This window comes from Ideonella sp. (assembly GCF_041918995.1).
Lineage (GTDB): Bacteria > Pseudomonadota > Gammaproteobacteria > Burkholderiales > Burkholderiaceae_C > Ideonella.
Genome location: NZ_JAYRUN010000007.1, coordinates 47,118 through 58,986, shown reverse-complemented (window position 1 = coordinate 58,986; position 11,869 = coordinate 47,118). Strand labels below are relative to the sequence as shown.

The 11,869-nt window shown below is 71.3% G+C and carries 6 protein-coding genes and 1 pseudogene; 3 read left to right on the top strand and 4 right to left on the bottom strand.

Translation table 11 applies throughout. From position 1 onward, the window contains the following. Window positions 1–3 precede the first annotated feature (3 nt). The 4 genes from ACE3UN_RS08020 to cysD all read right to left on the bottom strand — a co-directional run bounded on the left by ACE3UN_RS08020 (window position 4) and on the right by cysD (window position 6,506). Entirely contained in the window at window positions 4–1,536 is a 1,533-nt protein-coding gene (locus ACE3UN_RS08020) for a DUF1501 domain-containing protein (RefSeq protein ID WP_374674402.1), read from the bottom strand. A gap of 25 nt (window positions 1,537–1,561) precedes the next feature. Further along, the gene (locus ACE3UN_RS08015; protein WP_374674401.1) at window positions 1,562–3,400 is read right to left on the bottom strand and encodes a DUF1800 family protein; all 1,839 of its coding nucleotides are present in this window, start codon (window positions 3,398–3,400) and stop codon (window positions 1,562–1,564) included. A 152-nt stretch (window positions 3,401–3,552) separates the two neighbouring features. After that, the gene (gene cysN, locus ACE3UN_RS08010; RefSeq protein WP_374674400.1) at window positions 3,553–5,454 is read right to left on the bottom strand and encodes a sulfate adenylyltransferase subunit CysN; all 1,902 of its coding nucleotides are present in this window, start codon (window positions 5,452–5,454) and stop codon (window positions 3,553–3,555) included. A 152-nt stretch (window positions 5,455–5,606) separates the two neighbouring features. Next, window positions 5,607–6,506 carry a sulfate adenylyltransferase subunit CysD gene (cysD, locus tag ACE3UN_RS08005; RefSeq protein WP_374674520.1) on the bottom strand — a complete coding sequence of 300 codons (900 nt, stop codon included), beginning with the start codon at window positions 6,504–6,506 and terminating at the stop codon, window positions 5,607–5,609. Window positions 6,507–7,603: 1,097 nt separating this feature from the next. Here cysD and cysQ point away from each other — a divergent pair. From cysQ to ACE3UN_RS07990, 3 genes and pseudogenes are all read left to right on the top strand, one after another. Then, on the top strand, window positions 7,604–8,404 hold the full coding sequence (cysQ, locus tag ACE3UN_RS08000; RefSeq protein ID WP_374674399.1) for a 3'(2'),5'-bisphosphate nucleotidase CysQ: 801 nt from the start codon (window positions 7,604–7,606) through the stop codon (window positions 8,402–8,404). Window positions 8,405–8,431: 27 nt separating this feature from the next. Further along, entirely contained in the window at window positions 8,432–10,480 is a 2,049-nt protein-coding gene (locus tag ACE3UN_RS07995; RefSeq protein ID WP_374674398.1) for a capsular polysaccharide biosynthesis protein, read from the top strand. Window positions 10,481–10,709: 229 nt separating this feature from the next. Further along, a pseudogene (locus ACE3UN_RS07990) lies at window positions 10,710–11,819 on the top strand (capsule biosynthesis protein); the annotation flags it as partial. Window positions 11,820–11,869: the final 50 nt, after the last annotated feature.

Genomic DNA, 11,869 nt, shown 5'->3' with positions numbered 1-11,869 from the left:
CGCTCAGGCGGTGAGGAAGCCCAGGTTGCGCTGCGACACGTTCCAGCGCGACAGGCCCGGCAGCACCGCCAGCAGCTCGCTGTCGGTGAGGCCGAACCAGCGGCCCAGCGTGGCGGCGTAGGCCTCCACGCTCGTCGTGGGCAGCAGCGCACCGCCGCGCAGCTGGTCGTCGCTGGTGAAGCCGCCGCTGCCGTCGGCCGTGCCGTACACGGGCAGCTTGCCGTAGACGTCACCGCCGCGCACCGCGCCGCCCATCACGAAGTGGTGGCCGCCCCAGCCGTGGTCGCAGCCGTCGCCGTTGCCGGCGAAGGTGCGGCCGAAGTCGCTGGCGGTGAAGGTCGTCACGTAGTCGTCCACGCCCATGGCCTGGGTGGTGGTGTCGAAGTAGCGCAGCGCGTGGTTCAGCTGGGCCAGCAGGCGGGCGTGGCGCGGCTGCTGGGTGTCGTGGGTGTCCCAGCCGCCGATGCCGACGAAGAACACCTGCCGCGCCATGCCGAGCGTGGACCGGGCCGCGACCATGCGGGCCACTGCCTGCAGCTGCTGGGCCACGGGGTTGGGCGTCATGGCGCCGGTCTCCGGGTCGCGGTACATCAGCATCGGGTCGGCCTGGCCGGGGGCGAGGCCGCCGGTGCCCCAGGGCCCCGCGCCGGCGCCGGGCAGGGCGGCCGACAGCACGGCCTCGGCCTCCATGGAGCGCGCCGACACGGCCGCGTGCTCACGCTGCAGGATGCTGTTGTCGCGCGCGGCGCCCATCAGCGCCATCATCTTCTGGCGCACCGTGGCGGAGCCATACACCAGCCCGTCGCTGCCGCCCACGTGGATGGCGCCCTCGGCGGTCATCTGGTAGGCGCGGGCGGACTGGCCCGACAGCCACACCGCGTCGCCGGTCAGGCTCACGGAGGTGAACATCGAGCGGCCGTTGGCGGAGAGGATGCGGTCGGCCATCTGGCCGCCCCAGCCCTTGGTGCTGCCCTCGCCGGAGAAGGACTGCCACACCGACTGCTGGTCGTTGTGGGAGAACAGCTTCGGCGGGCGCGCCGCCGTGCCGGCCACGAACGCCGCCTTGGTGATGGGGCCCACCAGCGGGCCCACGTTGCTGACGATGGCCAGCCGCTGCGAGGCGAACAGGTCGCGCACGCCACCGAGCACCGGGTGCACGGCCAGCGTGCGGCCCTGGGCGTTGAGCGGGCTGATGGGCAGCACGCCGCCCAGGCGGGCATGCAGGGAGCCGGTGCCGGCGGGGGTGCCGGGCGCGGCGAGGGCGATGCCTTCCAGGCCGCCTTCGCGTGCCGCGTTGTAGGCGGCCCAGGAAGCGCTGTCGGTGGCCAGCACGGTGTTGTAGGCGTCGTTGCCGCCCATCAGGAACAGGCACACCAGGGCCTTGTAGCCGCTGGTGTTGGCGGCCGCCGCCGGGCCCATGGCGGCCAGGCTGAGGCCCAGGCCACCCAGGCCGGACAGCACCGGCTGGCTCAGGCCGAGGACGGCGCCGCGGCGCAGCAGCTCACGGCGGGTAAGGGGAGAAAGCGGTCGGGTCATGGTCGGGGTTCCGTGGCCGGGCGCGTCACTTCTGGACGACGAATTCAGGGGTCACCAGGGTCAGCGCGGTGGCGGCCCAGAGGCGGTTCGACTTGGCGCGCTCCACGGCGGCCTGGTTGCGACCATCGGGGCGCAGGACCGGGATGACGATGGAGGAGACGGCGCTGATCTGCTCGTTGCGCAGCGTGGCGCCGATGCCCTCGCCCAGCAGGCGGCGGTTGACCTGGTCCACCAGGGCCGCGGGGTCGTTCACCAGCGGCTTGAGCGCACCGTAGTCGGGCTGCAGGTCGGGCCGCAGGCCCTTGCCGTCCGCGCCCCACTGGCCGGCGCCCTTCTGCACCACCGTCATCATGTAGTTGGCGTAGCCCGCGACGGTGGTCTCGTTGGTGATCTGCATCTCCGGCAGCGTCAGGCCGGCGCCGGCTGCTTCCCCGCCGGGCGGCACGAAGCCGGGGCGGTAGAAGTTGAAGACGCTCGGCGAGCGCAGCGGGGTCTGGCCCAGCTGGCGGCCCGGGTCGTCGGTGGCGGTCATCAGCACCTTGCCGCTGTCGCTCTTGGCGTTGAAGGCGCGCAGGAAGGCGGTCAGGCGCAGCACCGGCTCCTTGACCTTGCCGTACTGCGGCGCCGCCATGGCGACGGTGGAGCGCGCTTCCTCGTCCAGCAGCACCGCACGCACCACGGCCTTCAGGTCGCCGCGCACGCCGGCGCCGTTGTTGTTGAAGACCGTGGCCACGCGCGCCACGTAGGCGGGGCTCGGGTGGCTGGTGACCAGGCGCTGGATCAGCTGGCGGCCGATGAACGGGCCCACGTTCGGATGGTGGAAGATGGTGTCCAGCGCCGTGGTCAGGCTGGCGCCCGGGTTGGCGACGCCCTGCGCGGCCACCGTGGTGCCCAGGAAGGTCTTGGGCAGCATCGAGTGGTACTGCGTGTAGCCCTGCATCGGGATCGTCAGGCGGTTCGGGTCCCGCGTGACGCCGTTGAAGCGGCTGTTCAGCGTGTCCGGGCCGCCCCAGGAGAAACCGGTGAAGACGGACGCCAGGCCTTCGATGTCGGCGGTGTCGTAGGTGGGGATCGGCCGGCCGCTGCCGTCGAGCCGGGGCGTGCCGTCGATGTTCAGCTGCACCAGGCCGATGGAGAACAGCTGGATCAGCTCGCGGGCGAAGTTCTGGTCGGGCACGCGGCCGGTGCGCGGGTCTTCCTTGCGGTTCTTCAGGTGCGACAGGTACAGGCCCATCGCCGGGTGCATGGCCACGTCGCGCAGCAGCGTGCGGTAGTTGCCGAAGGCATTGCGCGTCAGCATGTCGTTCCAGGACGCGGCCGCCTGGGCGCGCTCGCTGCTCAGGTCGGCGAGGGAGACGACGAAAATTTGTGACAGCGCGTAAGCCGTGCGCTGGCGCAGCTGGTCATTGGCCTGCAGCGCTTCGCGGTAGAACGACGAGATCACCGGGTTCGGGCCGGCGTTGGCGTCCGGATTGACCGCCTTGACGGCGGTGTTCTCGGCGTTCCAGCGGGCCAGGTGCACCGAGCGGGCGGACATGGCCAGCTGCTCGTCCACCCAGCCGGCGGCGCCCAGCGACATGGCGCGCGAGATCGCCGCCTCGGTGGGGCCGAAGCTGGCCTGGGTGAGCAGGCGGAAGGCATCCGCCCGCGTCGTGGGCACGGCGAGGTAGCCGGCCTGGAGGCCACCGTCGGCGCCGGCACCGCCGCCATCGTCGGAGCCGCCATCGGGCGGGGTCACGCCCGCCACGGGGGCGTCGGCGGCGGGTTCGCCACCGCCACCGCCGCAGGCGGCCAGCAGCAGGCTGGCCAGCACGGCCGCCACGGCGGTGTGCCGGGGCCGCAGGAAGTCGAGGGAGGAGGGCATGCGATATCTCGGATCGGGGCGGGGGTGCGCCACGCACCCCCTGGTGACCCGAGATATCGACCGGCGCCACGGCCCGTTAAGCGGCCGACGCCTTGTAACGTGGCCGGCGTGAGGCCTTGCTCACGCCGGCTTGACGGACGTCAACCGCGTCGTCAGATCAGGCCGAGCTCCTTGATCTTCGAGATCACCGCGTCGGCCGCCTGGTCGGCGTTGAGCAGCGTGGTGTCGATGCGCAGCTCCGGCGACTCGGGCGCCTCGTAGGGGCTGGAGATGCCAGTGAAGTTGGCGATCTCGCCGCGACGGGCCTTCTTGTACAGGCCCTTCACGTCCCGGTCCTCGGCCACGTTCAGCGGGGTGTCCACATGGATCTCGATGAACTCGCCCTGGCCCAGCAGGCCGCGCGCCATCGCCCGTTCCGAGCGGAACGGCGAGATGAAGGCGGTCAGCACGATCAGGCCGGCGTCCACCATCAGGCGTGCCACCTCGGAGACGCGGCGGATGTTCTCCACGCGGTCGGCCTCGGTGAAGCCCAGGTCCTTGTTCAGGCCGTGGCGGATGTTGTCGCCGTCCAGCAGGTAGGTGTGGCGGCCCATCGCATGCAGCTTCTTCTCCACCAGGTTGGCGATGGTGGACTTGCCGGCGCCCGACAGGCCCGTGAACCACAGCACGCCCGGGCGCTGGCCCTTGGCCGACGCACGCGCCACCTTGTCCACGTCCACATGCTGCATGTGGATGTTGTGCGACCGGCGCAGCGCGAAGTGCAGCATGCCGGCGCCCACCGTGTTGTTGGTCAGGCGGTTGATGAGAATGAAACCACCCGTGTCACGGTTGTCCGTGTAGGCGTCGAACGCGATGGGACGGTCCAGGGCGAGGTTGACCACGCCGATCTCGTTCAGGTCGAGCTTCTTGGCCGCCAGGTGCTCCATCGTGTTGACGTTCACCTTGTACTTCGGCTCGGTGATCGAGGCGGTGACGGTCTGCGTGCCCACCTTCAGCAGGTAGGAGCGGCCAGGCATCATCGGCTCGTCGTGCATCCACACGAGCGTGGCCTCGAACTGGTCGGCCACCTCGGCGGGCGATTCCGCACCCGAGATGACGTCGCCGCGCGAGATGTCGATCTCGTCCTCGAGCGTGATGCAGACCGACTGCCCGGCCACGGCCATGGGCAGGTCGCCGTTGACGGTGACGATGCGCGCCACCTTGCTCTCGCGGCCCGAAGGCTGGGCGCGGATGCGGTCGCCCGGCTTGACCATGCCGCCGGTGACCACGCCGCAGAAGCCGCGGAAGTCCAGGTTGGGGCGGTTCACCCACTGCACCGGCATGCGGAAGGGCTGCTTCTGCATGCGGGTCTCGTCGATCTCGCAGGTTTCCAGGAAGCCCATCAGCGTGGGGCCGTGGTACCACGGCGTCTTCTCGCTGGCCACCAGCATGTTGTCGCCCTTCAGGCCCGACAGCGGGATGCTGGTGATGTCGGTCATGCCGATCTGCTTGGCGAACTCGCGGTATTCCTCGTTGATCTGGTTGAAGACCTTCTCGGAGTAGTCCACCAGGTCCATCTTGTTGATGGCCAGCACCACCTTGCGGATGCCGATCAGGCTCACCAGGTAGCTGTGGCGGCGCGTCTGCGTGAGCACGCCCTTGCGCGCGTCGATCAGGATCACGGCCACGTCGGCGGTGGAGGCGCCGGTGATCATGTTGCGCGTGTACTGCTCGTGGCCCGGGGTGTCGGCGACGATGAACTTGCGCTTGTCGGTGGAGAAGAAGCGGTAGGCGACGTCGATCGTGATGCCCTGCTCACGCTCGGCGGCCAGGCCGTCGACCAGCAGCGCGAAGTCGATGTCACCGCCCTGGGTGCCCCACTTCTTGGAGTCGTTCTCGATGGCGGCGAGCTGGTCCTCGAAGAGCATCTTCGATTCGTACAGCAGGCGGCCGATGACGGTGGACTTGCCGTCGTCCACCGAGCCGCAGGTGATGAAGCGCAGCAGGCTCTTCTTCTCGTGCTGCTTCAGGTACTTCTCGATGTCGACGGAGATCAGGTCCGATTGGTGGGCCATGATGAATCCTTAAATGCGTTCGTGTGTTCTGCCAAGTGGCACTCGGAAGGCGCAGGCATGTGCCAGCCCGGTGGCGTGCGCGGATACGGCTTCGCCGGTCCGCTGCGCGAGCCCCCTCGGGGGGGCAGCGCGCGCCAGCGCGCGTGGGGGCCTCAGAAATAGCCTTCTTGCTTCTTCTTCTCCATCGAGGCGGCGGCGTCGTGGTCGATCATGCGGCCCTGGCGCTCCGACGTCTTGGTCAGCAGCATCTCCTGGATGATCGACGGCAGCGTGTCGGCCTCGGACTCGACGGCACCCGACAGCGGGTAGCAGCCCAGCGTGCGGAAGCGCACCTTCTTCTTCATCGGGACCTCGCCCTCGCGCAGCGGGAAGCGGTCGTCGTCCACCATGATCAGCGTGCCGTCACGGTCGACCACGGGACGCTCGGCCGCGAAGTACAGCGGCACGATGGGCACGTTCTCGAGGTAGATGTACTGCCAGATGTCCAGTTCGGTCCAGTTGGAGATCGGGAAGACGCGGATCGACTCGCCCTTCTGCTTGCGGCCGTTGTACAGGCGCCAGAGCTCCGGGCGCTGGTTCTTCGGGTCCCAGCGGTGCTGCGCCGAGCGGAAGCTGAAGATGCGCTCCTTGGCGCGGCTCTTTTCCTCGTCGCGGCGGGCGCCGCCGAACGCGGCGTCGAAGCCGTACTTGTCCAGGGCCTGCTTCAGGCCCTGCGTCTTCCACATGTCGGTGTGGATCTGCGAGCCGTGGGTGAAGGGGTTGATGCCCATCTCCATGGCCTCGGGGTTGTGGTGCACCAGCAGCTCCATGCCGAGCTCCTTGGCCATGCGGTCGCGCATCTCGTACATCGCCCGGAACTTCCAGGTGGTGTCCACGTGCAGCAGCGGGAACGGCGGGGGCGACGGGAAGAAGGCCTTCTTCGCGAGATGCAGCATCACCGCGGAGTCCTTGCCGATGGAGTACAGCATCACCGGGTTGTCGGCCTCGGCGACGACCTCTCGCATGATGTGGATGCTCTCGGCCTCCAGCCGCTGCAGGTGGGTCAGGTTCATGGCAGTACGGTGTCCGTTTCTGGGTTCAGGCGGAAGGGAAAGGGAGGGGGCACCGGGCGAGGCCGGTGCGGCGGTTCGGGCACCCGGCGCGGCCGGTGCGGTCGGTGGCGCGGGGATGATCGCCGCGGTATCGGGCGCCTCCGGCGCCGCGGCAGGGGAAAACGTGACGGATGTGGCTGGCGCCGGCGAGCGGGGCAGGGGCGGCGCCTCGGCCGGCGGCGGCTCGGCCGCCTGCCGGGCGCGCGGCGCCACCGGACCGGTGTCCAGCGTCAGCCGGGGATGCGCGGTCAGCCAGCGCTGCACCGCCGGCACGCGCCGGAAATCCGGCCCGTGCAGGAACAGCTGCCAGGGCCCGACGGCGCTGCGCAGCAGCCGCGAGAAGAACTCGATGTAGGTGTCGGCAGCGGCCAGCGTGCCGGCCACCGGCCACCACATCAGGCTGCCCACCGGCCGGCTGGCCACCAGCAGGCCGCCGGGATGGGGCAGCTCCGGGTGGGCCAGGCTGCCGGCCCACGCCACCTGCGCCTTGCGAGCCCGGGCCGCCTCGACGGCCGGCGACCAGGTGTGCGCCAGCCACGCGGACTCGGCCGCGGGGCGTTCCACGCCCTCGGCCCGCAAGGGCACCAGTGCCAGCCCCCAGCGCTCCAGCATCCGGGAGACGGCGCGCGGCTCCAGCGCCGCGCCGAAGTGGCGCTCGGCCAGCGCGCGCAGGCCCGAGCCCGTCCAGAGCCCAGGCGGCAGCCCATGCTGCTCGGGCGTGTCGTGCAGGGCGGCCCGGCGCAGGGATGATTCTTGCGTGAGCGTCAGCACCCGCCCGTCGCCACGAGGGCGACCCCGCGGCCGCACGGCCACCGCCGCCCAGCCGCCGGCTTCGAAGGCCTTGCTCGCCTGGATGATCGTGGGCACGCTCAGGCCCGTGGCCTCGCGGATCCGCGCCAGGCTCAGGCCGTCGATGCGCAGCTCCACCGCACGCCGACGGCGCGCGTTCAGCGCAGCGATCTCGGGGGTCGGTGGAGAGGCCAATCACGGTCAGTAAATGTTTTAGGGGATTGGATTGTGGCATGCCCCGGGCACAATGGCACATCCCTCATTTGTTCATGAGTATTTCGATGACCACCTTCACGCCGACCGATGCCGCCGCTCTGCTCGACCGCCTGACGCCGCTGATCCGGGCTGCCGGTCAGGTGATCATGGACATCTACGCCACCGATTTCGATGTCACCCGCAAGGGCGACGATTCGCCCGTGACCCAGGCCGACCAGAAGGCCGAGGCGGTGATCCTGGCGGGCCTGAAGGAGATTGCACCTTCCATTCCCGTCGTGGCCGAAGAGGAAGTGGCCGCCGGCCGGACGCCTGATGTGAGCGATCGCTTCTTCCTGGTGGACCCGCTGGACGGCACCAAGGAGTTCATCAGCCGCAACGGCGAGTTCACGGTGAACATCGCCCTCATCGAGCAGGGCCGCCCCGTGCTGGGGCTGGTGTATGCACCGGCCGTGGGCGCCAAGGGGCGCCTGTTCACCGGCGCCGCCGGGCTGGGCGCCTGGCTGGAAGACACCGAGGGCAAGCGGGCCATCCAATGCCGTGCCGTGCCGGCCGAGGGGCTCACGGTGGTGGCCAGCCGCTCGCATGGCGACGAGACGGCGCTCGACGCCTTCCTCAACGGCCGCAAGGTGGCATCGCGCACCAACGCCGGCTCCTCGCTCAAGCTGTGCCTGGTGGCTGCCGGCGAGGCCGACCTGTACCCGCGCCTGGGCCGCACCATGGAATGGGACATCGCCGCCGGCGACGCCGTGCTGCGTGCCGCGGGCGGCCGGGTCACCGTGGTGGCCGACGGCACCGACCTGCGCTACGGCAAGCCGGGCTTCGACAACCCCCATTTCGCCGCCCAGGGCCTGTGATCCGGGTCGCCCCCCGCGGGGCACGCCGTGGTGCTTGATCCGCTGGCCGGCTGGCAGCGCGCCTGGGTGCAGCGTCCGCTGCTGCGGCGCACGTCCAGCCTGGCGGCGCTGCTGCCCGGCGTCACCCTGGTGCACGACCAGCGCCAGGGACGGCCCGACGGCGTGCTGGCCTGGGGCCGCAAGCCCAGCGCGGCGCGGGCCGAAGCCCGCGCGGCCGCGCTGGGCGTGCCGCTCGTGCGCGTCGAGGACGGCTTCCTGCGCTCGCTCGGGCTGGGCGAGGACGAGCCGCCGCTGGCGGTGGTGCTGGACGACCAGGGCATCTACTACGACGCCAGCCAGCCCTCGCGGCTGGAGCGGCTGATCGGCTTGCCGCTCAGCGCGGAACGTGCGATGCGCGCGCGGGCACTGGCGGCCGCCTGGCGGGCAGGCCGCGTGTCCAAGTACAACGCCGCGCGCGAGCAGCCCGGGGCCGTGGCGCCGGGCGACGTGCTGGTCGTCGACCAGACCTGGGGCGATGCCTCCATCACCTTCGGCGGCGCGGGTCCGGACCACTTCGCGCGCATGCTGGAGGCCGCGCTGGACGAGCATCCCCGCGCGCGCGTCGTGCTGAAGGTGCACCCGGATGTGCTCGCCGGTCGCAAGCGCGGCCACTTCGACCGCCTGTCGCCCGGCGCGGCGGCCAGGGTGCAGGTGCTGGCCACCTGGGCCCATGCGGCCGGGGTCATCGAGCCGGCCGCGGCCGTCTACACGGTCACCTCGCAGATGGGCTTCGAGGCGCTGCTCTGGGGGCGGCCGGTGCGCTGCTTCGGCCTGCCGTTCTATGGTGGCTGGGGCCTCACCGCGGACGAGCTGCCCCGGCCGGACCGCCGCACGCCGGTGCCGCTGGAGGCGCTCGTCCATGCCGCGCTGGTGGACTACGCGCGCTTCCTCGATCCGGAGACGCAGCAGCGCTGCGAGCCCGAGCGCCTGGTGGCGTGGATGGCCCTGCAGCGCCGCATGCGCGAGCGCTTTCCTGCGCACCTGGCCGCGGTGGGCTTCTCGCGCTGGAAGAAGCCCATTGCCCGGGCCTTCCTCGCGGGCAGCCAGCTGCGCTTCCAGCGTCCCACGCGCCCGGTGCCGGACGGCCTGCCCATGGTGCTGTGGGGGCGCCGGCCCGTGCCGTCGTCGGCCGTGCCCGCGGGGGCGCCGGTGCCGCCGGTCATCCGGCTGGAGGACGGTTTCCTGCGCTCGGTGGGCCTGGGCGCCGAGCTGGTGCGGCCGCTGTCGTGGGTGGTGGACGACCTCGGGCTGTACTACGACGCCAGCGCGCCGTCGCGACTGGAGCGGCTGCTCGCCGACACCACCTTCGACACCGCCCTGTGCGAGCGGGCGGCCCGGCTGCGCGAACGCATCCTCGCGCTCGGCCTGACCAAGTACAACGTGGGGCTCGCGCCCTGGTCGCGCCCCGACACGGCGCGACCGGTGGTGCTGGTCGTGGGCCAGGTGGAGTCCGACGCCTCCATCCGCTGGGGGGCGCCCGCACTGCGTGGCAATGTCGCCCTGCTCAAGGCGGTGCGCCAGGCCCGGCCTGACGCGCACCTGGTCTACAAGCCGCACCCGGATGTGGTGGCCCGCCTGCGCGAGCAGGGCCAGGGCGAGGGCGCGGCGGCGCGCTGGTGCGACGAGGTGGTGACCGATGCGCCGATGGACCACGTGCTGCGGGCGGTGGACGAGGTGCACGTGCTGACCTCGCTCGCCGGCTTCGAGGCGCTGCTGCGCGGCAAGCCGGTGGTGTGCTGGGGCGCGCCCTTCTATGCCGGCTGGGGGCTCACCGAGGACCGCGTGCCCACGCCGCGCCGCGGGCGTGCGCTGACCCTGGACGCCCTGGTGGCGGGCGTGCTGCTGCTGTACCCCACCTACGTGAGCCGCACCACGGGCCACTTCACGACGGCCGAGTGGGCGCTGGAGGAGCTGCAGGCCTGGCGGGAAGAGTCGCCCGGCGGCTCCACGGGCGTGACGCCGGTGCGGCGGGCCTGGCGCTGGACCTTGCGCCACCTCGTCGCCTGGCGCCGCCTGTGGACGGGTGAGGCGGCCTGAGCGCACCCGGGCGCCCGGCCTGCCGGCGCAGCATTTGCGGCAGGAACGACCGTCAACAACCGTCAACTCCCCCACGCAGACGGCCGAATCGTGGGATCGTCACATTCCCGGGCTTTCCCTAGAGTGTCACAGTGATTCGCCATCGTGGTGCCCAGCCGGGCGCCGCCTGGTGCCCGCGGGAACGCGGGTTGCTTCGCATTGCCGTTCCGCGCGACCGACCTCCGCCCGCATGATTCCCACCTCCCTCGAACGCCTGCTCGGCCAGCGACGCACGCTGCTGCTGCAAGGGCCGATGGGGCCGTTCTTCGAACGGCTCGGGGAGACCCTGCGGGCGCACGGCCAGCAGGTCTGGAAGGTCAACTTCAACGCCGGCGACGACTGGTTCCACCGGGGCGAGGGCGTCATCCGCTTCCAGCAGCCGCTGGACGCGTGGCCGGCCCGCCTGCGCGAGCTGCTGGCCGAGCTGCGCATCGACGCCATCGTGCTGTTCGGGCAGTCCCGCCGCATGCACCAGGCGGCCATCGAGGTGGCGCGCGCGCAGGGCATCACGGTGTTCGTGTTCGAGGAGGGCTACGTGCGGCCCGACTACGTCACGCTGGAGGTGGGCGGGGTCAATGCGGCGTCGCCGCTGCCGCGCGACCCGGCCTTCTACCGCGCGCTGAACCCGGAGCCGCAGGCCGCGCCGCAGCCCACCGGCCAGACCTTCGGCCGGGTGGCGCGCGCGGCCATGACCTATTCGCTGGCCCGCTGCATCGGCCATGGCCGCTACCCGCACTACCGCCACCACCGGTCCATCGCGCCGGTGCGTGAGGGCCTGAAGTGGGCCCACGGCGCGTGGCGCAAGTGGTGGTACCGGTTCGCCGAGCGGGGCATGCAGGACGCCCTCGCCGCGCCGCACAACCACAAGCAGTTCTTCCTGGTGCCGCTGCAGGTCTACAACGACAGCCAGATCCGCCGCCACTCGCGTTTCAAGGAAGTGCCGGCCTTCATCCGCGAGGTGCTCGGGTCCTTCGCCCGCCACGCGGCGCCGGACCAGCTCCTGGTGTTCAAGCACCATCCGCTGGACCGCCCCTACAACGATTACACCCGCCTCATCTCGCGCGAGGCGGAGGCGCTGGGCGTGGCCGACCGGGTGCAGTACCTCCATGACCAGCACCTGCCCACGCTGCTCAAGCACGCGGCTGGCGTGGTCACCGTCAACAGCACCACGGGCCTGCAGGCGCTCTACCACGGCACGCCGGTGATCGCGCTGGGCGAGTGCATGTGGGCCATCCCCGGCCTGGTGCACCCCGGCCCGCTCGACAGCTTCTGGCGCGACCCGGGCCCGGTGGACGCGGAGCTGTTCCAGCGCTACCGCAGCCACCTGGTGCGGCAGACGCAGCTCAACGC